This is a genomic window from Thermosipho melanesiensis BI429, from assembly GCF_000016905.1.
In the GTDB taxonomy this organism is placed as follows: Bacteria; Thermotogota; Thermotogae; order Thermotogales; family Fervidobacteriaceae; genus Thermosipho; species Thermosipho melanesiensis.
Window position 1 is genome coordinate 1,688,731 of the sequence record NC_009616.1, and the last position, 25,766, is coordinate 1,714,496.

The 25,766-nt window shown below is 30.0% G+C and carries 24 protein-coding genes and 1 pseudogene; 11 read left to right on the forward strand and 14 right to left on the reverse strand.

Annotated features, from left to right (window positions below):
* Window positions 1-17 precede the first annotated feature (17 nt).
* From TMEL_RS08720 to TMEL_RS08730, 3 genes and pseudogenes are all read right to left on the reverse strand, one after another.
* Window positions 18-1,298 (reverse strand): carbohydrate ABC transporter permease, encoded by a 1,281-nt coding sequence (locus TMEL_RS08720; protein ID WP_012057901.1) that lies wholly within the window; start codon window positions 1,296-1,298, stop codon window positions 18-20.
* Window positions 1,298-2,167 carry a carbohydrate ABC transporter permease gene (locus TMEL_RS08725; protein ID WP_012057902.1) on the reverse strand — a complete coding sequence of 290 codons (870 nt, stop codon included), beginning with the start codon at window positions 2,165-2,167 and terminating at the stop codon, window positions 1,298-1,300. Before TMEL_RS08725 ends, TMEL_RS08720 begins: the two co-directional genes overlap by 1 nt.
* 74 nt (window positions 2,168-2,241) lie before the next feature.
* Window positions 2,242-3,450: pseudogene (locus TMEL_RS08730) on the reverse strand (ABC transporter substrate-binding protein).
* Between the two features lie 167 nt (window positions 3,451-3,617).
* Between TMEL_RS08730 and TMEL_RS08735 the strand changes: the two are divergent.
* The gene (locus TMEL_RS08735) at window positions 3,618-4,310 is read left to right on the forward strand and encodes a hypothetical protein (protein WP_012057905.1); all 693 of its coding nucleotides are present in this window, start codon (window positions 3,618-3,620) and stop codon (window positions 4,308-4,310) included.
* Between the two features lie 350 nt (window positions 4,311-4,660).
* Here TMEL_RS08735 and TMEL_RS08740 read toward each other — a convergent pair whose 3' ends face one another.
* From TMEL_RS08740 to TMEL_RS08760, 5 genes are all read right to left on the reverse strand, one after another.
* The gene (locus TMEL_RS08740; protein ID WP_012057906.1) at window positions 4,661-5,425 is read right to left on the reverse strand and encodes an iron-containing alcohol dehydrogenase; all 765 of its coding nucleotides are present in this window, start codon (window positions 5,423-5,425) and stop codon (window positions 4,661-4,663) included.
* Window positions 5,426-5,617: 192 nt separating this feature from the next.
* Window positions 5,618-5,950 carry a DsrE family protein gene (locus tag TMEL_RS08745; RefSeq protein WP_012057907.1) on the reverse strand — a complete coding sequence of 111 codons (333 nt, stop codon included), beginning with the start codon at window positions 5,948-5,950 and terminating at the stop codon, window positions 5,618-5,620.
* Entirely contained in the window at window positions 5,947-6,663 is a 717-nt protein-coding gene (locus TMEL_RS08750; RefSeq protein ID WP_012057908.1) for a DNA alkylation repair protein, read from the reverse strand. The genes TMEL_RS08745 and TMEL_RS08750 overlap by 4 nt, the downstream gene beginning before the upstream one ends.
* A 286-nt stretch (window positions 6,664-6,949) precedes the next feature.
* Window positions 6,950-8,116 (reverse strand): SpoIIE family protein phosphatase, encoded by a 1,167-nt coding sequence (locus TMEL_RS09975; protein ID WP_238375210.1) that lies wholly within the window; start codon window positions 8,114-8,116, stop codon window positions 6,950-6,952.
* A gap of 624 nt (window positions 8,117-8,740) precedes the next feature.
* Window positions 8,741-9,433, reverse strand: a complete 693-nt coding sequence (locus TMEL_RS08760; RefSeq protein ID WP_012057910.1) for a hypothetical protein — start codon at window positions 9,431-9,433, stop codon at window positions 8,741-8,743.
* Window positions 9,434-9,619: 186 nt separating this feature from the next.
* Between TMEL_RS08760 and TMEL_RS08765 the strand changes: the two genes are divergently transcribed.
* From TMEL_RS08765 to mggS, 5 genes are read left to right on the forward strand one after another with little or no spacing between them, the layout of a single operon-like run.
* A complete protein-coding gene (locus TMEL_RS08765) occupies window positions 9,620-10,828 on the forward strand; it encodes an ABC transporter substrate-binding protein (RefSeq protein WP_012057911.1) in 1,209 nt (402 codons plus the stop codon).
* Between the two features lie 50 nt (window positions 10,829-10,878).
* The gene (locus TMEL_RS08770; protein ID WP_012057912.1) at window positions 10,879-11,748 is read left to right on the forward strand and encodes a carbohydrate ABC transporter permease; all 870 of its coding nucleotides are present in this window, start codon (window positions 10,879-10,881) and stop codon (window positions 11,746-11,748) included.
* Window positions 11,748-13,028 carry a carbohydrate ABC transporter permease gene (locus TMEL_RS08775; protein WP_012057913.1) on the forward strand — a complete coding sequence of 427 codons (1,281 nt, stop codon included), beginning with the start codon at window positions 11,748-11,750 and terminating at the stop codon, window positions 13,026-13,028. Before TMEL_RS08770 ends, TMEL_RS08775 begins: the two co-directional genes overlap by 1 nt.
* A 30-nt stretch (window positions 13,029-13,058) precedes the next feature.
* On the forward strand, window positions 13,059-14,156 hold the full coding sequence (locus tag TMEL_RS08780) for an ABC transporter ATP-binding protein (protein ID WP_012057914.1): 1,098 nt from the start codon (window positions 13,059-13,061) through the stop codon (window positions 14,154-14,156).
* On the forward strand, window positions 14,156-15,457 hold the full coding sequence (gene mggS / locus TMEL_RS08785; RefSeq protein WP_012057915.1) for a mannosylglucosylglycerate synthase: 1,302 nt from the start codon (window positions 14,156-14,158) through the stop codon (window positions 15,455-15,457). Before TMEL_RS08780 ends, mggS begins: the two co-directional genes overlap by 1 nt.
* Window positions 15,458-15,505: 48 nt before the next feature.
* On the opposite strand, the gene TMEL_RS08790 is transcribed toward mggS, so the two are convergent.
* Complete coding sequence (locus TMEL_RS08790; RefSeq protein ID WP_012057916.1) at window positions 15,506-15,781, reverse strand: hypothetical protein; 276 nt, start codon at window positions 15,779-15,781, stop codon at window positions 15,506-15,508.
* Between the two features lie 29 nt (window positions 15,782-15,810).
* Window positions 15,811-16,140 carry a hypothetical protein gene (locus TMEL_RS10220; RefSeq protein ID WP_012057917.1) on the reverse strand — a complete coding sequence of 110 codons (330 nt, stop codon included), beginning with the start codon at window positions 16,138-16,140 and terminating at the stop codon, window positions 15,811-15,813.
* 441 nt (window positions 16,141-16,581) lie between these two features.
* Here TMEL_RS10220 and TMEL_RS09980 point away from each other — a divergent pair, with 441 nt between their 5' ends.
* The 4 genes from TMEL_RS09980 (at window position 16,582) to pepV (ending at window position 20,178) form a co-directional block, all read left to right on the forward strand.
* A complete protein-coding gene (locus tag TMEL_RS09980) occupies window positions 16,582-17,253 on the forward strand; it encodes a P-loop NTPase fold protein (protein ID WP_012057918.1) in 672 nt (223 codons plus the stop codon).
* Between the two features lie 44 nt (window positions 17,254-17,297).
* On the forward strand, window positions 17,298-17,624 hold the full coding sequence (locus TMEL_RS09985) for a hypothetical protein (RefSeq protein ID WP_012057919.1): 327 nt from the start codon (window positions 17,298-17,300) through the stop codon (window positions 17,622-17,624).
* Between the two features lie 380 nt (window positions 17,625-18,004).
* The gene (locus tag TMEL_RS08800; RefSeq protein WP_012057920.1) at window positions 18,005-18,763 is read left to right on the forward strand and encodes a sulfite exporter TauE/SafE family protein; all 759 of its coding nucleotides are present in this window, start codon (window positions 18,005-18,007) and stop codon (window positions 18,761-18,763) included.
* Between the two features lie 17 nt (window positions 18,764-18,780).
* Window positions 18,781-20,178: a dipeptidase PepV gene (pepV, locus tag TMEL_RS08805; protein ID WP_012057921.1), complete on the forward strand. Its 1,398-nt coding sequence runs from the start codon at window positions 18,781-18,783 to the stop codon at window positions 20,176-20,178.
* A gap of 571 nt (window positions 20,179-20,749) precedes the next feature.
* On the opposite strand, the gene TMEL_RS08810 is transcribed toward pepV, so the two are convergent.
* Window positions 20,750-21,958, reverse strand: coding sequence for an MFS transporter (locus TMEL_RS08810; protein ID WP_012057922.1), 1,209 nt, complete (start codon window positions 21,956-21,958; stop codon window positions 20,750-20,752).
* A gap of 167 nt (window positions 21,959-22,125) precedes the next feature.
* Between TMEL_RS08810 and TMEL_RS08815 the strand changes: the two genes are divergently transcribed.
* Complete coding sequence (locus TMEL_RS08815; protein WP_012057923.1) at window positions 22,126-22,692, forward strand: DUF2202 domain-containing protein; 567 nt, start codon at window positions 22,126-22,128, stop codon at window positions 22,690-22,692.
* Between the two features lie 61 nt (window positions 22,693-22,753).
* On the opposite strand, the gene TMEL_RS08820 is transcribed toward TMEL_RS08815, so the two are convergent.
* Genes TMEL_RS08820 through rsmH form a run of 3 tightly spaced genes read right to left on the reverse strand, consistent with a single transcriptional unit; the run spans window position 22,754 to window position 25,626 of the window.
* Window positions 22,754-24,478, reverse strand: a complete 1,725-nt coding sequence (locus TMEL_RS08820) for a penicillin-binding transpeptidase domain-containing protein (RefSeq protein WP_012057924.1) — start codon at window positions 24,476-24,478, stop codon at window positions 22,754-22,756.
* Complete coding sequence (locus TMEL_RS08825; RefSeq protein ID WP_041426116.1) at window positions 24,475-24,738, reverse strand: hypothetical protein; 264 nt, start codon at window positions 24,736-24,738, stop codon at window positions 24,475-24,477. Before TMEL_RS08825 ends, TMEL_RS08820 begins: the two co-directional genes overlap by 4 nt.
* Window positions 24,739-24,750: 12 nt before the next feature.
* Window positions 24,751-25,626 (reverse strand): 16S rRNA (cytosine(1402)-N(4))-methyltransferase RsmH, encoded by an 876-nt coding sequence (gene rsmH / locus TMEL_RS08830; RefSeq protein WP_012057925.1) that lies wholly within the window; start codon window positions 25,624-25,626, stop codon window positions 24,751-24,753.
* Window positions 25,627-25,766 lie beyond the last annotated feature (140 nt).

Here is a 25,766-nt window from a genome sequence, read left to right on the forward strand (position 1 = left end):
TTTAACATTATTTGAGATTAAACACGTACTCCGCCCCACATTTGAAGAATATATTTTCTTATTATCATAGTAAATACTACAGCAGGTAACGCTAACGCCACACCACCTGCAGCTGTAAGGTTAATTAAACCTTTTGCACCAACAAGCGTTTGATATACCACAACTGGAAACGTTGGGTTAAATTGTGTCAAAACTATTGCCTGGGCAGTTTCAGCCCAACTTCCAATGAAAGCATACATTGCACTTGCAGCAAGTCCAGGTAATGCAAGAGGCAATGTTACCTTAAAAAACGCGCCACGTCTTGTAGTTCCAAATATCATAGCTGCTTCCTCTAATTCTACAGGAATTCCCATAAATATGCTTGCAGTTATCCAGACTGTCATACCAATTTGGCCAACAGAATACACCAAAGATAATCCTATTGGTTTATCGTAAAATCCCATATTTATAAGTATTATAACCATAGGCATTGCTATTGAAATTCCTGGAAACATTCTTACAAAAAGAACACTTAATTTCAATAAATTTTTCCCTCTGAAAGAATATCTCGCAAATGCATAACCTGCCATTCCTCCTATACTAAGCGAAATAACAACAGTTAAAATTGCAACCTCTATACTTCTAATTAAAGCAGGTAAAGCATCACTTGTAACTCTGAAAAAATTTATATAATTATCAAAAATATTTTTGGCTACATTAAAATGAACAGCTCCAATTTCATCTAACTCTTTTATTACCTTTTCTAAATCTTTTTCAAACTCACTTTTTTTCTGTTCATTACTTTCTATCTGTTTTTTAATCATATCTATAAATTCTTGCATATTAGCTTTTTCAGCTATTTCCAACTGACTTTTAAGTCTCACCGTTTCAACAGTTAATCTATTAATTTGCCTTTTTATTTTGTCCCTTTCGCTTCTTAATAATTCAATTTTATCTTTGTTTTCCAAAATTAATTGTTTTAACTTTTTTACTTGAGCCTCAAATAACTCCTTTTTTATTGTTGAATTAGTTTTGTTACGTACAAATTTTTGGATATCTTCAAAACTCGAAGACTGTTTTATAGTAACATAACTTTTTTTTGCAGCACTGTACACACTTATTAAAAATTCGTTGTCTATCATTTCCAACTTAAACTTATTAAAAAAGCTCGGAATCATTTGAGTAGGCCAGTCATATGCTTCTTGATCAGACATAAAGGAGATAGTTACAAGAAAATAAATTGGCGTAAGAATCACCAACACAATACTAGCAACAACTATATAAAAAAGTGTTTGCTTTATTATCTTTGCAACTTTCATTATTGTTCCCCCTTCTCAAATGCACCAGACACTTTTAAATAAATCACAGAAACAATAGATACAATTATCGAAACTATAACAGAGTAAGCTAACGCCACTCGATAAAATCCTAATAATTGCTCTTCATAAAATACTACCTCTTCAAGAAGAACAGGAATTCTTCTATAACCAAATATCATAACTATTATTAACCAAACCTGAATAGCTGAAATAATTCTTAATATCAGTGCTGTTTGAATACTCGGCTTGAGCATAGGCAAGGTTATTTTTCTAAGTACTGTAAATTTTGTTCCACCGAATATATATCCAGCTTCAATTGCTTCTTTCGAAAGACCTTGAAGTCCAGCAAGAAGAATAACCATCATAAAAGGAATAACTTGCCACGCATCAATAAGAATTATAAGCATCAACGACTGAAAATCACTTCCTGCAAGAAAAACTATTTTATTATCAGCAGATATAAGCCCTAAATGATAAAGCAGACTATTTACCCAACCATACGTTGCAAAACCACTTGACCACATAGCACCTACGGCGACTGCAGGAAGCGCCATAGGAATTAACGCAATTGACAATAACAACTGAGCACCTTTAAATTTTTTGTTTATAATCAGCGCAAGACCCAGCGCCACCAAAAATTCAAGTGTAACTGAAATGACAACAAAAATCGCTGTATTTATAACAGCTTTTTTAAAGTTAGGATCTCTAAATATAGTTAAATAATTATTCAAAGTAAATATATTACTTTCATCAAAAAAACTGTAAACTACTGCTGAAATAACAGGCCTAAGCCAGAAGATTATATAATAAATGATAGTTGGAGCAATCAAAATGTAAGGTATCCATTTTTTAGTTTCCGCATTATTCAAAGGCAGTCACCACCTCTATTTATAATTGCTCTTCTCTTTTTAAAATAAAGGGGGCAACGCCCCCTTAAAATTTATTATTTTTTGAGGCTGTTAATTTTTATCTGGTAGAATTCAAGAAGATCAGGCTCGAATCTTTTATCTTGAAGAATCATTTTCTTGAATATTTCATCATAAACAAGTTTCACCTGTCCCCAATCTTTCCATGTAGGTGCGATATAAGACAAGACACCTTCTTTTAATACTTTAATAGCATTCTTTACAACTTGATCTTCTATATCATCACCAAGATAGTTAATTGCTTCATCAACAGGTGGGATAAATCCTCCAGTACCCTTGTGTGATTTCAAAATTATATCTGGTCTTGTCATGTATTCAAGGAACTTAAGAGCAAGGTCAAAGTGTTTTGTACCTTTGACAATGGCAAGTCCACTTGTTCCGGCAACTGAACCTCTTCCAGCTGGTCCTTTTGGTGCAGGAGCAATGATAAACTGTGTTGGATTGCTCTTGTACACTTCTCCCACACGAGCAGAATGAGCAACTGTCATCCATGTTTCTTCTCTTTTCATAGGTGGTCTTGTATCATCATATGTTTGAACCGCTGGAGCAAATGCATCTTTCATCTTATAAACAAGATACCATGCTGCAACAGCTCCAGGATTATCAAGATTTGGCCAGTTGCCCCCATAAGATAATGTTATTGCACCAATTTGGTAAATAAGAGATTTCATCGGAACACCTGTAACAGCGAATTTACCTTCGCCCTCACCTTGAGCTACAAGATTTGCCCACTCAGCTAACTGCTCCCATGTAATATTTTCTATGTCTACATCTTCTGGTTTATATTGTAAAGCTTTTTTGTTGATTAATGTTAAATAAACATCTGCGCCAACTGGTAAGAAATACCTCTTTCCATCAAATACTGTCATTGTGTCAAAACCTTTTGAGAAAGTTCTATCTGTTCATTTAGAAACATATGGAGTAAGATCGACTACATAACCTTTTTCAACCCATTCTGGCATTTTTGAAGCATAAACTATTACAACATCTGTTGTAATTTTTCCTGTCTGCTCCTGAACAGCTACTTGTTTTAAAATAGACTCATCATCCATTGTCTGGAATACAACTTTTACGTTGTACATTTCCTCAAATGGTTTAATGATCTCGTTGATAATAAACTCCTTTTCTGTTGGCGGTGTCCAAAGCCTTGAAGTAACAACCAACGTTTCTACACTAAAAGCAAAAACAATCGTTAAAATAAACAATGCAATAAGTACCTTACGCATAACCCCACCTCCTTTTTAGAATAAAACTCAGAATGCCAGAAAAATAATCGTCCGTGGTAATATTATCATAAAATGTAAGCGTTTACAAAATTAGATTAATTTAAAATATTTCGAATTATATGTTATTATTTTTTATGAATAAAAAAAACTTACCAGGAGGTGATATAATGAATTTATCAAAATATATAAACAATTTAAAAGAATATCGCGAAGAAAGCTTTAGATTGCTTGAAAAAGAGTGGAACCCAAAAAAAGAATTGTTTGAAAAAGTAGACGAAAATGGGAACTATAAAAAATTTGAAGGAGACACAATAGTATTTACACTTGATAAAAGTGATATTGAAAAAGTAAGTAATGTTCAAAAAGCTCTTTATTCAAAACTTCACAATCTTTTAGCACGTCCACTGAGCATGCAATATTTTCACATGACACTTCATGATCTTTGCAATTTCACCACTACAAATGATATACAAGGTTGTATAGAAAAAAATAAAAAGATAATACCATCTATATTTAAAAAACTCCCAAAACACGACGTCATAAAAATGAAAAGCATAGGACTGTATAATGGTGGCTCTGCTATTGGAATTATGTTTGCACCAGTTGATGAAAAAATAAACACACTATTCAACATAAGAAAACTGTTTGATAGCATAATAGAACAAAAAGAAATGTATATTCCACATGTAACTTTAGGTTACTATTTGCCACATGAATATTCTGACCTCGAACGCAAAAAACTTCTTTCTGTTTTAGTAAATACAAAAGTCCAAATAGAAATTTCTTTAAAGCTCTCTAAATTAACTTATCAAATATTTTATGACATGGATCATTATGAAAACGTTTACAACAATCAATAAATAACTTTGTGCTATTTCTTTTCTAAAAAATTTATTTGTAAGTTTTTGGAATCGATTCCGAAATATGGTTCCAAACATTAAATCCCAACAAATTCCTGCTTAATTATTTAAAAAATCCAAAAAACACCAGTAAAAATAGTACGTAAAACGAAATACGCTTTAAAATCGATTATAAACCCCTTCAAGAATGACAGTATATATTATTAAGCACAAAGAGGGAACAAAAAGCTTCAAAAAGGCATTTAAAACGCCAAGTGTCAGAAAAGCTGATAAAATAAAGTTTTTTTAAAAGCTCAAAATGCTCTTTTTCAAGATTTTTTCTCTGAAATTTTTATATGCAATATAATTAGTTAATATCTGGCAAAAAGGTCATCAGGATGCGCAAGTGCCTGAGGAAGATATTTAGTTATAAGTCTTATTGTTTCTTTTGCAAGGAGAATCGAATATGGACTTGCAACTAAAGTTGTTGCAGCTTCAGTTACATGATTGATTGCATCTATAGAAGTAAATTTTGTTTGATTATATGGCAATGTTTTCATCAACTGAGGATCGTCAATTGCGAACATGGGATAAATACAATCATATGCAATAGCTGGTTTATAATGTTTGTCTAATATTGAAGCTACAGCAAATCTATCAACTTCTGTACCAGTTCCGTGAGTTGTGTTGATTGCAATTATGGGAACTGCTTTTTCTGGTATAAATTTTTGTTCATAAAGTTCTGTAGCATTTTTATCTTTATATTCAATAAGTATTGCTACGCTTTTTGCTACATCTATTGGACTTCCTCCTCCAATGCCAATCACTGCAGTGGCTCCAAATTCTTTACCTATTTTGGTTGCTTCATCTATTTGTTCAACAGTTGGATTTGGAGTAACTTTTGTATAAATAATATAGTCAATTCCCTTTTCCACAAATACAGGTTCAATAGCTTCCCAGGCACCTGTAACTTTGTAAGCAATTTCGTCAGTAATAACAATAACTTTGTTAATTCCTAACCCTTTCAATGCATCTGAAATTTCTTTGATTTTGTTAATGGCTCCAACACCAAAGTAACACGTAGTTTTACTTCTAAGTTCAAAAACATTATAAATATCTATTTTGTTTTCTATCATGATGCTCACCTCCTGTTATAATGTGAATTTCTTCACATATAATATAACATGATTTCTGCATACAATGGTTTCTTAGAAGTTAATATCAGGAAACATAATGTGTATTTTTTCACAAATATAAAATACATAAACATCTTAATATATCCAATTCCAATATATCTATGATGTATGATTATATGTTAAGTCAGAACGTTAGAATGTCAACACCTTATAATTATTTTGAAGATAATGTGTCACCGGTTGCCCAACATAAATTACTTCTGCAATTTCAGTCAAATTACTACTTATTTTATGATTATCTGCGCACCATTTACAGGCCAAAATTTTTACTCCTGTATTTTTTAAGTTTTGAAGTTTGGCTTTTATTGAATCATCATTAGCAACAAGGATTTCTGAAGGTCCCCAAATGACAAGAATAACCTCATCCCACCAATTTTGCTTTCTGCTATTGTACGCATATGGAAATATCAATTCATCGAATATACCTTTTTCAGCTGTTGCCCATATTATTGCCAATTTATTCATTTTTGAACCCCCTTTTCTTGAAAAACTCCTTTTAAAAGATTTTTTCGCTCTTCTTCGGGAAATTTTTCAATAGCATATCGCAACATTGTTCTTGGCATAACTTTGTGATGTTTCTTTAAAAATTGTAGCTCTAATTCTTTGTTTTTGTCTCCAATTTTTCTTAATGTCCAGCCAACCGCTTTGTGTATTAGATCGTGTTTATGATTAACCAAAATTTCTGCAATATTAATAGCATCATTGAAATCATTTTGTTTAATAAAATAATGAGTAGATATAATTGCTATTCTTTGTTTCCAAAGGTTCTTTGATTTTGCAAATTCATATAAAATGTTTCTGTCTTTGTTTTCTAAGTATTGTCCTAAAATATGTGGAGCTGATGAATCAACTAAGTCCCAGTTGTTTATTTTATCAATATTTCGAAGGTATATCTCGACAACTTTTTCAGGGTTTTCTTTGAATTTATGTATGAGAATGAAGATCGCAGTTAGACGATGCTCGTGGTATTCTGAGTGTAAAAGTTTTTCAACTTCTTCAAATGTAAGATCTCGAAACTTTTTTGCTACTTTTCTTTGGTTAGGAACTTGAATACCTAAAAAACGATCACCCTCACCATAACCCCCAGGGTAAGCTTGAAAAAATTTAGGAAGAAATTTAGCTTTTTCATTATTAATATATTTTTCTAATTCCTTTTTCAACTGCTCAAGTTTTTTCATGTGTTTACATAATCCACCTTTGAAATCTTATTTGGTATTAACATGATAAATTATATCATAGAAAAAATAAACCATTTCAGGCTTGAATTTAAATAGTTCGCATAGCAAATTACGTTTTAAAATCGAATATAAGGCCTGTTAAATACAATGTGATATATAATTTGTTATGTGATAATTTCAAACGCATGTGTAAAGGATTTTAAGAGAAATTTTTAATAGAGGTATCATATTTTTACACAATTAAGTTATTAAAGTTATTAAAACATTGAGAGGTTCTTCACTACAACTATTGTTTTATTAATATCATGCTTATATCATCTTTTTGGTAAACATCAACATTGTTTTTCATGGCTTGTTCATATACTTTTCTTAAATCCTGTGTTTTTTCAAATAGCCTTGCAAGTCCATTTGATGCAAGCATCTCATTTTTAGAAATTTTTAATTCAGTTATTCCATCTGAATAAAACAAAATTTTGTTATTAACAAGGTCTAACACAGTGGGTTTAACTTTGGAATCTAAAAATCCCATACCTATTGGGAATGTACGAGCCACATCGATAATTTTGGCGTTGTTGCCATCAAAAATTATTGGATTTGGATGCCCACAACTTACTACTTTTATTTTATTACTTTCGAGTTTTCCTATTATAGCTGTAAAGTAATTCTGGTCGCATATGCGAATAGCTTCTTTTTCTAAAATCACTGGAAGTTCATCAAGTGTAATGTCATTATTTTCAAGAATTGAATCTATCATAAGCTTGATTGAAGTGGAGAGTAATGCTGCTGCAAGTCCATGACCACTAATGTCTATTAACATAATCCATGACTTTTTGTAGTATATTAAGTCTCCTCCCAAAACATTTGATGGATAATAAACAAAATCAACTACTTCGTCTTTTTTTGGCAGAAGTGCTTGTTGAATTTCAAAAGCTCTGGTGAGTTCTTCGTCTGAAATTGTTGCATCCTCAAACATTTCAATTGCACCAATAACTTTTCCAAAATCATCTTTTATTGGAATTGCATATACACTTACTGGTATTCTGTCTCCTTTTTTAGTTAAAGAATATACAGCAAATGGAACTCTAAAATATTTTTCATTTTTCATAGACATGCTAAGTGGACACAAATCCGTGTGACACACAACTATTTCATTTCTATCAATGTGTTTTAAAACATTATCAGCACATGATTTTCCAATTACTTCTTCAGGACTATATCCTATAAGTTTTTCCGCTGATTTGTTCCAAAATTTTATGATTCTATTCCTATCAACGATATATGCAGGAATATCTAATGTTTTAAGTAAATCGATAACTTTATATTTATTTAGAAACTCTTCAAAATATTCCATATTTTTCCTCCTTTCAAAAACAATTATAAGCTTTTTGATGCTAAATTCAAAGCTATTTATTCTTAAAATATTCATTTTTACTAATTGCAATATAAGGTACATTATATTGCATTATATAAAAAGGAATTTTTTTAAACAAAAAATACTAATTTTCAAAAATTTATCGAAAATTTGATTAACTCAAAAATTTTATCTTTTTTAATAAAACATGTATTTTTTAAGTAAAAATAGCCAAAATTCTCTTTCTTGCAAAAACAAATCTCCATAAACTTTTTATTTATGCAACTTCAAAGGTGTTCTTTTTATTTTAGATTTTAAGAGCTTGTTCTTTTTTATGCTATATATCTTATATATTTTTATATTTTAAAATAGTCTTATTTTTGAAAATAAAAAGTGGTTCGTTTTACGAAAAATAATAGAATATATTTTGACTTGTACGCCATTTTAAATATTGATTATTTCATTTGCAACTAGATTTTTAATAAATAGTTTTTCGCAAACATCGTAAACTAGCACATATCACACTATGCCAAGAAAATGCGACTTCTTATTTCTATCTACAACGACTTGTAGAACTACTTACAAAGTCCCACTACCAATACTTAACGGGTATAAATTAGGATAGTCTTTGAAATATCAGTTATTTATTAATGACATACTTTGCAATTTTTATAAAAGCCTTGATATCTCTATCATGAACGGTTTCACATTTAGTAACATCAGGTTTCATACTGGAAAAATTGGTATATAATTATCCATATCAGTGAATAAAGTGTATTTTAAATTCTCAAATGTAAATTCTATTAAAAATTCTATCTTTTCATTTTCTAAAAAGTTAAATATCTCATTTCTTTCCGAATAATTATAATCTTTTGTCAAGTAATATCCTAGAGTAATGTGTGGGATGTAAAAATCTTCTCGTTTAATTAGCTCATCAAAAACTTTTCTTAAATTCATAAGTTTTATGAAATCCTTCTTAGTACGTGGTTTTAACATTGTACCAATTGCAGATCCACCATTATAAAGCCCTATTGTTTCAAGAGTAATTTTTTGAAAATCTTTAATTTTATTAAAAACTTCCCTTATCTTCTCCTCGTTTTTTTCTATACATTCTTTGATTGTTTTAGTTACATTTAAATTACATAAATCATGCAAAGTAACATGAAAATATTTTTCACTTAATTTTCTAGCAAACATATTACCTAATTGCTTATACAAATGGTTTTGGATATCCGAAATATATTTTATCTCTTCTTTGTTTATAAAAAAAACAATAGTATCTCCAACAAACTCTTTATAATTTCCGCTTTTATCAACTTTGTAAAATAACTCTCCTTTTGGGCTCCAACTTCTTAATAAATTTTTGTTATAATTTTTTCTTAAATTTTCTAATTCTCGGACATAATTTTCAAAATTCATATTTTAGCCTCCTATCTTGAAATTTAATCTTTTTTGATAATAATTACTTATAATTAAAAATATTTAACAAAATTCATATTTAAATTTCGAATTGTTATTATGTTATTATTTTGTTGTGATTATTGAAAGCGCTTTCAGTTCTTAAACAAAAAACCATTTTAATTATACCAAAAAGGAGGTGTGGTTATGAAGAAATTTCTTGTTGGGTTGTTAACACTTATTTTCATTGTATCTTTAGGTGAAACTACACTTGTTGTCAGTTCTAGGCTGTGGACACCACCTACAGAAAAGGAGTTCATAATCAATGAAATAATTAAACCATTTGAAGAAATGTACGGTGTGAAAGTTGTTTTTCAGACAATGGATGATGAAACTATGCTAAAACAGGTAAAAATTCAAAGTGAAACTGGTAAAGTTACTACTGATGTAATAATTGCATATGCAACGAAAATGCCAGAGTGGGTAAAGAATAATTTGGTTTTAGATTTGACCCCATATGTAAGCAAATGGACAGATAGGCACTTCTCAAAAGGTTTTGATTCTATGACAGTGTTTGATGGAAAAAGATACTTTTTACCAATTGGTGCAGATGTATATTTAACGTTAATTAATAAAAAGGCTTTAAAGTACAAACCTGAAAATGTTGATATTGAAAATCTTACCTGGGAGCAACTCGCAGAATGGGCAAATTTAGTTGCACAAGGTGAGGGAGAAGGAAAATTTGCAGTTACAGGTGTCCCAATGAAATCGTTGATTTATCAAGTAGGTGCAATTGCTTTATCATACGGCGCTCATTGGCCAGATTTAGATAATCCAGGTGCAGTTGCCGCTTGGTATTTGGTATATAAAATGAAAGATGCATTTTCTCCTGCTGTAAAGACATATGATGATACAAGGCCACCAATGAAAAGGGAAGAAACTTGGATGACAGTTGCTCATTGTGCTCGTGTTGGTGAAGTTTACAAAAGCAATCCGACTCAATTTATAATTGCGCCAGCGCCAAAAGGTCCTGCGGGTATTGGCTCAGTAGCAGGAACAAGTGGACTTGCAATTGTAAAAGGAACAAAGAATTTTGATCTTGCGCTTAAATTTGTTGAATATATGACAAGACCCGATATAATGGTTAAATCTCATAAAGGAACTGGAGGTTTTATACCACCTGTTGATGAAGCGGTTAAATATCTCGGTAACGAAGATCAAGATTTGGTTATTAAAAACGCAATTAAAGTTATGAATCAAGGAGTACTTTCATATATCGCACCTATTTGGAAAGATTGGGGTCAAGTAAAATTAGTATATGATGAATTGTTTGATAAGATGATACTTGTAAAAGAAACTTTAGATATTGACATGCTTGAACTATATCAAATGCAAATTGATGCTCAAAGAAAATAAATTATGGGGGGCATAGTTTGCCCCCTTACTATTAAGAGAGGTGATATAATTTGCAAAAAATTTTATCTAAGAAGATGATTCCATATATTTTAATCACTCCAACTTTGATTTATTATTTAATATTTTGGTTAAGACCTGTGATCTCAGCAATCTATTACAGTTTTTTTGATGAAAATAATGTATTTACTTTAAATAACTATGCAATGATTTTTAAAGATCCATATTTTAAAGAAGCATTGATTAACACAGCTATATTTGTATTGGTTTCCGTTACGCTGGAGTTTGTAATTGCTCTTGGTCTTGCATTAATTATAAACAAAAAATTTAAAGGTGCACAGATACTATTATCAATAGCTCTAATTCCAATGGCTTTACCAGCAGTTGCAGTTGGAGCAATGTGGTCAAGTGGTTTTGCAACGTATGGCTGGGTTAACAGCCTTTTGTATCATTTGGGAATTATTACAGAGAATGGAAAAATTGCATTTCTTGCGGGAAGTGATTTTCAATCATTAATGCTTATTATTTTAATAGACGCGTGGCAAGTTATACCATTTATGATGGTAATACTCCTTGCAGGACTTCAAGGACTTTCGAAAGATTCTATTGAAGCAGGGTATATATTTGGAGGCACTAAATTTACTGTTCTAAGAAAAATTACTCTTCCAATGTTAAAACCTAGTATCCAAACTGCTTTAATTTTAAGGATAATTTCTGCTATTCAAGTATGGTTAATAATAGTTATGATTTATGGATATAGAAGAATTCCAGTTCTTTTAGAAGAAGTTGTATTTTATGAAGAGCAACTGTTGGGATTCTATAGAGTTGCCCTTGCATATTCTGTCATTGTAGCAGCTATTGTTTCAATTGTATCAATAATTTATTTGAAAGTTTCTGGTGCGTTTGAAAAGGGGGAACAATAATGAGAACAAATAAAATATTAAAACAAACATTATTTTATTTAGTGGTTGCTGGTATTATCTTAGTTATTATAACACCTATATATTTTTTAGTTGTTATTTCACTAATGTCGGATCAGGAGGCATATGATTGGCCAACACAAATTGTTCCATCTTTTTTTAATAAATTTAAATTAGAAATAGTTAACGAAAAATACTTAATGTCTGTCTATAGTAATTCAAAGAAAAAGTTTATAACTCTAATTGAAACAGAAAACTTTGAAGAATTACAAAAGTTTGTAAGAAACAAAACAAATTCTTATATTAAAATGAAACTTTTTGACACTCAGGTCAAAAAATTACAAAAATTAATTGAAAAAAATGCCAAAAAAATAAATGATTTGCGAAATGAAATCGCAACTATTGAGATGAAATTGAATAAAACAACTGTTAACTTAGTAAAATACAAAACAAAATTAGAAAAAGCAAAAAAGTTAAATATAGAGTCACTTATACAACCACTTGAAAAAAACATACAAGATTTGGAAAATAAGAAAAAAAGTTATGAAGCAAAACTCAATAACTTAAAAGATGTACTTGAAAAAATTGGTTCAGTAAAATTTTCAGTAGCAAAAAATTTACTTGACAACTATATAAACTTTTTCAAAGTATCTAGTAACGCTTGGCCTGCACTAATGAGGAGTATTCAAGTTGCATTGCTGACAGTTGCAATTTCACTTACCATTGGAGGAATGGCCGGCTACGCATTTGCAAGATATAATTTCAAAGGTAAAAACTTTTTAAAATTAAGTGTACTTTTTGTAAGGATGTTCCCTGGTATTTCAATTGCAATGCCAATGGTTATAATATTAATTAACATGGGGTTTTATGATAAACCCATAGGATTATCTCTCGTCTATTCAGTTGGACAAATCGGTATGACTATTTGGATTACGGCAAGTATATTCATGGGAATTTCAACAGAACTTGAAGAGGCTGCGATGATTTTTGGAACAACAAGGATTGGAGCATTTTTCAAAGTCACATTACCACTTGCATTTCCAGGCCTTGCTGCAAGTGCAATGTACGCATTTATAGGTAGTTGGTCTGAAACTGCACAAGCTATTGTTTTGACCCAATTTAATCCGACTTTCCCTGTGGTTGTGTATCAAACACTTGTGGGCGCAAAAGGATTAATCAATTTAACTGCAGCCGGTGGAGTTTCGCTAGCTCTTCCAGCGGTAATTTTTACCTTAATAATAAGAAAATACATATTACAAATGTGGGGTGGAGTAAAAGTATAAAAAAAATAAATTTTAAAGGAGAGATGATATATGGCAACATTAGAGCTTGTTAATTTATCAAAAAGATATGGAAAAAAGGTTTGGGGTGCAAAAGATGTAAATTTGAAGGTAAATGATGGTGAATTTGTAGTCTTCCTTGGACCTTCTGGTTGTGGTAAAACTACAACTTTAAGAATGATAGCAGGTCTTGAAGAGGTAACAGAAGGAAAGGTTATTATTGATGGAAAAGATGTAACATATCTTGAACCTAGAAAACGTGAAGTTAGTATGGTTTTCCAAAGTTACGCTGTCTGGCCTCACATGACAGTGTATGAAAATATAGCATTTCCATTAAAACTTAAAAAATTTCCTTCCGAAGAAATAGATAAAATAGTAAGGGAAGTAGCGGAAATGGTTAAAATAGAAGAACTTTTGAAAAGATTTCCATCTCAGCTTTCTGGTGGTCAAAGACAGCGTGTAGCTTTGGCAAGAGCCCTTGCAGTAAAACCAAAAATATTTTTAATGGATGAACCACTATCTAATCTTGATGCAAAATTGAGAGTAAAAATGAGAACAGAATTGAAAGCAATTCATCATAAAACTGGTGCTACAACAATATTTGTAACACACGATCAATCAGAAGCTATGTCAATGGCAGATCGCATTATCATAATGAAAAATGGGCGGATTGAACAAGTTGGTACACCTGATGATGTCTATTTTAATAGTGCAAATGTGTTTGTCGCTGGTTTTATTGGTACTCCTCCAACGAATTTCTTTGAAATGGAAGTTGTAAGACAAAGTGGGCGTATTCACTTGAAAAATGAGCATATTGATATACCATTAAATGGTAAAAATGAAAAAATTGTTGAAAGTTATTCAAAAAATAAAATAATTGTTGGTATAAGGCCGGAAAATTTATTGATTACTAATAATAAGGATAAAGCTATTTTTACAGAAAAAATATTAGTTGTAGAACCACAAGGTTCACATCAGATTATAGCCGTTGATCTAGGTGAACAGATAGTAAAAATTGTTGTTCCAGCGTTTCCAAAATATAACCCTGATGAAATGATAAATGTTACATTTGATAGTGAAAGAATAATGCTGTTTGATATTGAGACTAAAAGCAGGTTGGAGGAATATTAATGAAAATAGCACTTATACATTATAGAGCAGGATTAATGGATGGCGTTTCACTTGAAATGGAAAAGTGGAAAAAAACTTTACAAAGAATGGGATACGAAGTTGATATAGTTGCTGGTAATAAAAATGATGTTGTTGATGTTTTAATAACCTCAATTGGTTTTGAAAATCCAAAATTTCGTTTAATAAACAAGAATGCTTTTGAAAAGTTAGAAGATTTTTCAATAGATGAATTGGTATCTATAATATATGAAGAAGCTGATCAAATTTATAACGATTTAGAAGATTCTTTAAAAAATTATGATATAATAATCCCTAACAATATTTGGTCATTGGGTGCATACTTGCCAAACGCTATTGCTCTAACAAGATTTGCTGAAAAACATAAAAATAAGTTATTTATTGGTCATCACCATGATTTTTGGTGGGAAAGAAAATATTTCCTGAACTACCAAGATGAAAGAATAAAAAACATATTGGATTATTATTGCCCTCCTTCTTTGGATAATATTAAGCATGTGGTAATAAATTCACTTGCCGAGGAAGCTTTATATGCAAAAAAAAGACTAGAAGCAGTCGTTATACCAAATGTTATGGATTTTGAAAATCCTCCGTTTATAAGTGATGATATAAATTTAAAGATAAGAGATATGTACAATATTTCTGAAAATTCCATTGTTTTGCTCCAAGCAACTCGAATTACCAAACGAAAAGCTATTGAACTTGCAATAGATCTGGTTAATTTTATGTCTAAACTTTCAAAAAATTACAAAAGTAAGGAAATGTATAATGGAAGAATTTTTGATGGAAATATAGTATTAGCGTTTTCAGGAATGTGTGAAAGTGAAAGTTACAAGTATAAATTACTGGACAAAGCATTTAATTATGGAATTAGAACCGTTAATCTATATCCAAATATTGAAAAAGGTATTTGGAGTTTTTGGAATCTATATAGTATTGCAGATGCTATAACCTATCCTTCAATTCTAGAAGGATGGGGAAATCAATTGCTTGAGGCAATAATTGTAAAAAAACCCGTTATTTTGTTTGAATATGAGGTATTTGAAAAGGACATTAAAAACTCCGGTTTGAATTTTATAAGCTTAGGAAATGATTATGAAATAAAAGATGGGTTTGTTATAGTTAAAGAAGAAATAACAAAAAAAGCTGCAAAAAAACTACTTGAGATACTATTTAATAAAGAACTGTATAAAAAAACAACTACGAGAAATTATGAAATAGGAAAAAAACTGTTTGGATTAGATACACTTTCTGAATTGATTAGAAAGTTAATAGGGCAATAATTACTTTAACAAAAAAATAGGACAAGTAACATAACTTGTCCTATTTTTTTACAGCATAAAATATGAAAGATTTAGTTTATTTAATTTTTTTGAAATAAAAATAACTTCAAGTACTATATTTCCATTATCTGATGTGTCAAAGTATAAGATCATTAATATATTGTATAAGTTGTAATTTTCAGGTGAGTTATCTTCAAAAGACTGATTTATTATCTCAAGTAAAGAATAATAAATTTCTAAAGCCTCATTTGATATTTTGCTATCTTCATTATACGAAACTTCATTGAAAGACTTAGCTATTACATTAAGTTCTTTGTCTAACAAAATAACACAATAAAGATAAATGTCTCCTTTTATTTCAAATTCTTGAATAAATTGTACGGTAACATATATTCGCCGTTTATTTCATTAAATAGAAAGAGATCTAAAATTGTTAAAATGTGATTCTTAAATTTTTCATGGTAGTTTTGATATAGGTATTTATAGCTTTCTTTATTTATACCATAATCTGTTAGCGAAATTTCCGGATTTTTCTCTAATATAAATTTATACAGTTCATTTACCGTGCTAGTAGGAGTATCATACGGAATTATCATGTTGTAATCAATTTTAATACTAAAAAAAGTTACTGATAGAAAATAGGTAGAACTACAAGTAATCTTTTCATGTTTTTCTCCTTTCATTTAATTTATTAAATTATATCAAAAAGATACAAAAAATCAAAAAGTATTGGGGATTTTTCAATTGTGTATAATATAGTTCAATGACAAATAGCAATCATTGCAATTCTATAATTCCAACATTTTTACTTTGGCTTAAAATACAAACTTGTGTGGAATACTAAAAAACTTGGAAGGGAATAAAAATAAATCATTATAATTCATTGGTACCCTTATTGATTGGATTTTATTTAATGAATAAATATTTAGATTTTAGAAAGATAGGTGCTTGGTACTGGAATGTGTTTTTGCAGAAAGGTATTCAGGTTCAATTTGGATAAGCAATAATAAGAACTTACCTATTGTTTTTTGCAAAGATGTCGAACATTGATAAACATGTCGGCGGTGTTGAATATGTTATAATTTGATTAGTCAGTTGATAATTTTTTGAATGGAGGGGCTATTGTGAGACTTGCAGAAGTTATAAGTTACATAGTGGACAAGCCACTTGAACCTGTAAGTGAAAATTTGCTGGTCAACAGAACAACAGAAATCAGAAATTTGAACAACATTATAAAGCACCATCCCATGGGAATTTTCGGAGTAGCTGGTGAAACTGGTATAGGAAAAACGACGGTACTCAATTTTATTGGATGTGACAACGTTTTTTCAAGACGTATTACACTGACTTTCAGGGAATCTGTAGAAAGTATTTTGTACGATCTTCTGTACAACCTTTCCAAAAATTTGGAAAGCGATGAAAAGCTTTCGAAACAGGCGCAAAAGATAAAGGAATGGGTAGCCGAAGAGGTTTCAACAGTGAAAGGTTTTTCCCTTGGAATAAGCTTGTACGGTTCTGCAGGTGTTGGTACTCAAAAGGCACAAACACCAAGGTTTAACTTTTTTGTTGCCAAAGAAAAACTTATGGATTTGATTAAAGAAATTGTCACAGTAAAAGGAAAATTTGTTCTCTTTATTGATGAACTTGACAAAGAAAGTAAAGATGATGTACTTAAAATCGTTGACACTTTGAAAAACGAATTGGTATTTGAAAATGTGATCCTAATAATGACACTGCCGTATTCTATATACAGAGAATACAAACAGGAAACCTGGAAAATGTCTTTAAGGACATAATATTTCTTGAGGAACTAACTGATAGTGATATAAAAGAACTACTTTTGAGAAGAATACACAGATTCAGAGAAGTTATCCCGGTAGAGTTTCTCGAACCGGTGATAGAATTTGCAGATGGTAACCCACGAGATGCACTGTGGATCCTTTCCAAGGTCATATTTGAAAATATAGACAAAAATGTGCTGAAAAAGGAAGATGTGATACAGACTATAATGAAGATAGTAGGCGGGTACCTTGATGAATTAAGATTTACAGAACGTCAAAGGAAAGCGTTCAACTTGTTGAAAAATGTTACTGGTGCAAAAGAAGAACTGTTGAATATTTTGCAGGAAAATAGCATTAAACGCACAACAGCGTATTCCATACTCTAAATACATTCATGAAACGAAAAATACTTATATTGAGAGGAGCAAAATTAAGAATTTCTGGAAAATACAAATTTCTTAATCTGTAAACTTTGACAGATGGTTGTCGAACTTAGTCGAGTGTTGACGAATCTGTCGACAATGTCGAGGATATAGTTTGTAGTTTAGATGCTTTATTTTGAATTTACATCACCAAAATAGAAAAATTTTTAAAAGTAATAGCTAATGTACTAAATTTGTTGTTGAAAAAAGAAATTAAAGAAGATGGCAATTACAACAGAAACATTCAGGTAAGTATTTTTTGATTTTGAAGAAGCTAGAAAAGAAAGTAAAATTAATACTGTAAGAGCATTAAGAGTGTTAAAAAAATATGGTGAGGTGATTTAATGGTAAATTTCACTATTTCAGATATGTTCATATTATTTCCTTTAATATTTTTTGCAGGATTTGTAGACTCAATAGCAGGAGGTGGAGGTTTAATTTCGCTTCCTGCTTATTTATTAATTGGTCTTCCTAGCCATAACGCTCTTGCTACAAATAAATTGTCATCGAGTATTGGCACGATGATTAGTACTTTTAAATACGGAAAAAGAAAATACATAGTTTTTGAAATTGCTATATTTTCTATTATATTTTCGTTTTTAGGTTCTTATGTCGGGGCAAGTATTGCATTGATGATTTCAGAAAATAGGTTAAGATTAATTATTTCCATCTTAATAGTTATTGCCGGTATTTTTTTAACATTAAAAAAAATAAAACTACATGATGGTATAAATTTAAGAATAAGTAAAAAAATAATAGCAAGTTTAATAGGTTTTTTTATTGGAATGTATGATGGCTTTCTAGGCCCTGGAACAGGAACATTTTTAATAATATTATATGTTAATGTTCTTTCGTTGGATTATATTAAGGCATCAGGAACTACTAAAATAGTAAATCTTGCATCTAATACTAGTGCATTAGTTACTTTTTTGGTAAATGGAAAGGTTTTATTTTATATAGGATTTCCTGCAGCGCTTTTTAGCATTTTAGGTAATTGGATTGGAGCAAGTTTGGCTATAAAAAACAAAGAAAAGTTAATAAAACCTGTAATCCTTGGAGTTTTATTTCTTCTAGCAACAAAAGTTGTCCATGATATAGTTTAGTTGAGAGGAGTGATATAATGAGTTTTGATATTGAAAAGCAAATTGATTTAAAGGTAGAAAAATATTTTGATGAAATTTTGGATTCTTTATCGAAAATAATAAAAATAAGATCAGTTATGGAAAAACCAACAGAAGAATATCCCTTCGGTAAAGGACCAGCAAAAGCATTAATTGAAACGCTTAATTTATCTAAATCGTTGGGTTTTAAAGATGTAAAAAATGTTGACAATTACGCTGGACATGTAGAATATGGAAATAAAGGAAGATTGTATGGAATTTTGGGTCATTTAGATGTTGTACCTGAAGGAGATTTAGATAGGTGGGAATCAGATCCATATGAATTAACAATAAGAGAAGGTAAAATGTACGGTAGAGGGGTATCCGATGATAAAGGGCCTAGCATAGGTGCATTATATGCTTTGAAAATTGTTTCTGAATTGGTTAAAAATCCTAAAAATAGGGTTAGAATTATATTTGGTACCAACGAAGAAAATGGCTCAAAATGTTTGAAATATTACTTTAAAAAAGAACCATATCCAAAAGAGGCAGTAACCCCAGATGGCATGTTTCCACTTGTTTTTGCGGAAAAAGGAAACGCAACTTATAAAATAAGCACGTTATTGAATTCTAATTATCATACTAGGTTATTGTATTTGAAAGCAGGTACTGCTGTAAATGTTGTACCGGAAAAATGTGAAGCGGTTATTAAGACAGAAAAAGTTTCCGAAATAGTTTACTTTTTGGAAAATTATAAAACAGAGTGCAAATTAAAGTATGTGATAGATGAAAACATAATTAGATTACAAACAATTGGAAAATCTGTACATGCTTCTACGCCGCATTTAGGAATAAATGCAATTTCATGTATGGTTGACATTTTGTCAAAAATTGACTTTGGAGTGTATAATTGGATTTTTGATACTTTGTATAAAAAACTTGGAAGAGATTATAACGGTATTGGACTTGATATATATTCAGAAGATAACGCAAGTGGAAAGTTAACTTGTAATTTAGGAACAATTGAGTTAATTGATGGTAATTTAGAGTTAAAAATTAATATTAGGTATCCTATTTTTATGAGTAATGAAATGATAAGCATGCAGATAAAAAAAGCGTTAAAGGGGTTTGAAGTTGAAAGAATTTCACATAAAGGCCCATTGTACGTTTCAAAAGATAGTGAACTTGTTAAAACCTTATTATCAGTATATAGAAGTGTTACAAATGACGAGAGCGAACCAATTGCTATAGGTGGAGGAACTTATGCAAGAACAGTTCCATATGGTGTAGCATTTGGCGCAACTTTTCCGGGAGAAGATACTGGAATGCATCAACCAAATGAGAGTTGGTCTCTTGAATCATTTAAGAAGTTTATAAAAATTTATGCAAGATTGATTTATAAATGGCTAACTAGATAAGATTGATGAATTTAAATTTAATGAAATTATTTCAATTTAATAAAATATGGTAAAAAAATGGGTGGTTTGCGACACGAACCACCTTTTATTTTCGAAAATAAAGGCATTCAGAAATATTAAGATGTATAAGAAATATATATCCTAAAATATACATTCTAAGAAGAACAGCTCTTAAAAACTGAAAATAAAAAAATGGCTTTTAAGAGTTACTAATAAAGGGTTTATGTATGTTTTTTTGTACATAAATAAGGAATTTTAACTATTTTTATTTGGAAAATCCAAGCTTAATAAAAAACAGGAAAAATTTTGTTGATTTGTTAAAAATTAGTATTTTTTGTTTAAAAAAATTCCTTTTTATATAATGCAATATAATAATTCTTATATTGCATAATTAAGAAGACATGAATTTTTTCAATTTTTCATTTTCGATTTTAGTGTTTTCAAGGAGATAGAACGGAAGGTATATTGGGCAAACTATTTACTAAAAACTATTTTGCAAAAAGTTCTATAAATAGGATGTATAAAGTACTTTTGGTAATACATTAAAGATTTAATAGATTTTCGATTGTTTTTAATCTAATTTTATTTTGTTTAGAAATTTCGTGCTTGAAAATATTGCAATTGAAACAGAAATAAATATAATGTTAAATCCTACTAGTTTTATAACTGTACCAATAACTAAAGGGAGCAATGCGGTAACAATATTTAAAGCTCCAGAAATTCCGACATAAAGTGCTCTGTTTTCGTGGCTACTTATTTCAATTAATATTCCCTCGAAAGATATCTGCCGTGCACTTAGTGTAAGCCCTGAAAGGAAAAAAATAATTGAAAATACTGAAGGTGAAAAATTACTTAATACAACGGCGAGAATTGGTAACATGCTTCCCAAAACAACGCAGTATTTTAATACTTTTTTATAGCCTTGCTTATGTAGTAATTTTCCCCATAAAAAGCTAGATATAATTATTCCAAACATTTGTAAAAATAAAAAATTACCAACAAGCTTGTTGTCTAGAGAAAATGAATTTTTTGCAAGTAATACATAGAAAGGAATAATAATTAGTCCAAATCCAGTAAGATTACTAAATATCACATAATTTAGTAAATTTTTGTCTCTAAGAAGATATTTTGGAATGCTTTTTAAAACTTTTAAAAAAGATGGAAATTCGTTCGAAAGAGTAATTTTGTTTTCTTTGATTAACCAAAATCCAATTGAAGCTGTGAGTAACGAAAGGGATGCAATGTAAAACATAATAGAATAATTAATTGGATATTCAAATTCTTTCATTATAATTCTTGCAGTAAAGGCCCCAACTAATGCAAAGATACTTTTCAATATTTGCCTCGAACTCATGAATTTTTTAAGATTTTCTTTTGAAATTGACTTACCTAATAGATCAGTATAACTAACTCCAGCAAAAACTCCACTGAATGAAAAAATTGTAAGTCCCAAAATTGAGAAGAGCAAAATTAATTTATTTGAAAGATTTGAAGCAAGAACAAGCGCAATTAGAAATAGAGAAAAGATTCTAAGATAAATTCCTGTTAAAAGATAAGGCTTTTTTAAAGGTTTTGAGACCAATATGCTTGCAAATAAAAGCTGGGCTAAAAGTGGTATTCCAACAGTAATAGCTGTAACTAGTCCAATAATGATTTCACTACCACCAGCTTTTAAAACCAAAGAAGGAATTACGGTGTTTATTTCAATAAAGGAACTTGCAAATGCAAGAAATATCGCATGCCATATAAATGCATAGAAGTTTCTTTTCTCGTTATTCAACGCTATTCACTCCTAAAACTCATGTTGTAAAAATTATAACATATGTTAAGTGAATATATTCCAAGGATTTTTTAAGCATGAAAATGTTATAATGCGATTATAGGACAAAAAGGAGGTAGAAATTATGTTAAAAAGATTGAAAATAATTATATCAATGTTTATTGGTTATGTCAACAAGTTTATTAGTATTTGGAGTAAATACTGCAGATATCGTAAATTTATTGCCATATGAAACGTTATCAGTAAGTGAAACTGAAAGCATTATGCAAATGAGAAAGGAAGAAAAGCTAGCAAGAGATGTGTATTTAGTTTTTTATGATTTGTGGGGAATAAGAGTATTTAGTAATATAGCTGGAGCAGAGCAACAACATATGGATGCAGTTTTAACATTGATCAAAAAATACGATTCGAATGATCCAATAAAAGTAGATGAAAGAGGTATATTTGAAGATGAAAATTTACAGGCGCTATATAATCAATTAGTTGAACAAGGTAGTAAGTCACTAGAAGATGCATTAATTGTAGGAGCAACAATAGAGGATTTGGACATATATGATTTAGAAGAATTCTTAAAAATCACTGATAATCAAGACATTGAGTTTGTATATAAAAATTTAATAAAAGGTTCTGAAAATCATATGAGAGCATTTGTAAGCCAATTATCAAGATTTAGTAAGACGTATACTCCAAAATACATTTTCCTCGAAAAATTTAATGAAATTATTTCAAATTAGAATTAAAGAAATAATAGTAGTATGAAATAAAAAAACAGGTGGTTTGAAAACAAACCACCTTTTATTTTAAATAGATTGTAAATTTGTCTGATAGAATTCCCGGATTTGGGATTTGTTTTTCTGCATATAACCCTTTTCCAACAAATGTTATGTTAAAATATTTCTTTAGTTCAAGAAGTTGCCTTAAATTCCAACCTTTTACATTTGGTACAACCCCAGGAGTTACATATATAGAGTTTTCCTCTTTTTTTATGTATTCAATTACAGTTTTTATTAACTCTCTAAAAATTGGAGCTGCGACTTCACTGGATAGATAATATCCTGTAGGATTTCTTACCCAAATCAAACCAGTATACATTAAATCATTAATTTTAAAACTTCCCACAAAAGTCATTAAATATTTTCCTGAATTTGGTTTGATTTCACTAGTGCCTGTTTTTCCGAATATTTCTATTCCAGGTACCTTTGCGTGCTTTCCTGTACCATTTTCGACTACGTCTTTTAAGAAGTTTCTCATTAATTTTGAAGTTTTTATGGTAATAACCCTATACTTTTTTTGCGTAGAGTTTTCTACGATTGTAGGGGAAATATAAATACCGTCATTTATGATAGAATTAAAAGCGGAAATTAATTGTATAGGAGTAACACCAATAGAATATCCAATAGGTAAATATGCCCAATCTACTTTTGACCAATTTTCGGGCGATTTTAATATTCCTCCTATTTCTCCTGGTAATTCTATTCCTGTGGGTTCTCCGAAGTGGAAAGTTTTAAATATATTGTATAAAATTTCTTGGCCGTAATTTTCTACAAGTATTTTTGAAGTTTTAACAGCTGCAACATTACATGATTCAGATATTGCTTTTTTTAGATCTATTAACCCGTGGGGATGAATATCAGTTATTTTAATGTCTAGATCTGTTTCTGGATATATATAACCATTACAAATAAAAGTAGCATCTTTTGTTGTTACATTTAAGTCTAAAGCTGCTGCATAGAATATAGGTTTTAACGCTGATCCCGGTTCAATGTAACCCATTGTATAATCGGGCCATGTATTAGTTGTAACAAGTGATTTTATTTTAGCAGTCTTTGTTTCCATTAGTATAATTCCAACACTTTCAGCGTTATATTTTTCTTTCTCTTTAAAGGCTAGTTCATATAATTTTTTTTGTAAAAGAGAATCTATTGTTAATTTTAGATTGTTTCCATTTTTTGGCGGTATTATATTTGTAATATTACCTTTTTTAGATATGTTACCCGAAAATTTAAAAACAATTTTTCCATCTGATTTTTCTTTAAGATATTCATTGAAAACTTTTTCAATTCCAGAGTAATTTTGATTATGGATATTTCCAATTATTAAGTCCATTCCAAAATCGGATAACGAAATTCTTTTCTGTACTATAGAAATGTTTACAAACTTTCTTAAATTAGTTGGGATTCTATTCCTTATTTCATCAATATCATTTGCTTCGCCTATTTTAATAAAACGTTTTTCCCTATCAATTTTGATGTTAAATCTGCTTTCTAGAAGTTTTAGATCTATTTCCATGGAAGGGTTGTAGAACCTATTTAAAAAATCTACATCAAGATATGCAACATAGTGAGGAACACTTGTTGCAATTAGATTATCATTGCAATCATAAATACTTCCTCTTAATGAAGGAATTTTTATTTCCAGAGTGTTGTCTGTTTCAGAACTATTAATTTTTAAGATGTTTATTGTTTCAATAAGTATTAGTAAAAGTAGTAGCGAATAAATAAAAATTACTCTAATTTTCATTTCAAAGTCTTAGAACCTATCATTAAGGATTCTATCATTTTGTCCAAATTGGAAATTTCTGTTTTTAGATTGTTTGTTTCGTTTAGGAAGGCATCTCTTTGTATTTGAAATTCAAGACTTAATCTAGAATAGTGAACAGATAACGAAACAGTTAATATAGAGAGCACAACTGGAATGGTTATAAGAAGTACAATTTTAAAGAACTTGGTTAATTTAGTTGTTTTTGTAATACTTCGCTTCGCTTGGACACTGACTGGCATGGTAATCCCCCCTTAAATACGCTCCGCTACTCTTAATTTAGCACTCCTTGCTCTTGGATTATTTTTTGTTTCTTCTTGAGTAGGTTTAATTGGTCCAGCTATGTGTTTTAAATTATTTGAGTTTTTTATAAAATGTTTTACTATTCTATCTTCAAGCGAGTGAAATGAAATTATTGCTAATCTTCCTCCAATTTCCAAAAGTTCTTCGGCATTTTTTAGTAACTGTTCAATATTTTTTAGTTCTTTATTGACTTCAATTCGAATTGCTTGAAATGTTTTTGTTGCAAAGTGCCTTTTTCTTTTTCTAATTTCCGATGGTGGAAGAGCTTTTTTTATTATTTCAACTAATTCCTTAGTAGTGTTTATAGGTCTATTTTTTACTATTTGTTTTGCAATACGCCTTGCAAATCTTTCTTCTCCATACTTGAAAATAATTTTGGAGAGTTTTTCTTCAGAGTAAAAGTTTGTTATTTTGTGTGCACTGGTATCTTGCTGGATATCCATACGCATATCAAGTGGTTCATCTCTATTAAAACTAAATCCTCTCCCTTCTGCTTTTAGTTGATAAGTTGAAATTCCTAAATCAGCTAAAATACCAGACACTCTTTCAATTCCTAATGATTTAAGTACAACAGGAAGGTCTACGTAGGAAGCTTTTAAAAGAATAACATTATGGAAAGCTTTAAGATTTTTTTGGGCAATTTCTAAAACTTCTAAATCAACATCAATGGCAATAACCCGAGAGTTGGGACACTTCTTAGCAATCAAAAAAGTATGTCCACCTTCTCCAGCGGTACAATCAACATATATTCCATTATCTTTCCACAAAAGATACTCAACTACTTCATTGGGTAATACCGGAATATGTTTGTCATTATACTTCCTCACTTCATCACTCCGCTCCGCTAAACTGATACATTATATAGAATAACATATATAATGTAAATGACGAAATTAAAATAAAAAGAAACTAAGTGCCCATAAAGCACTTAGTTATAATATTTTAAACAAGATTAATTTATAAAAAC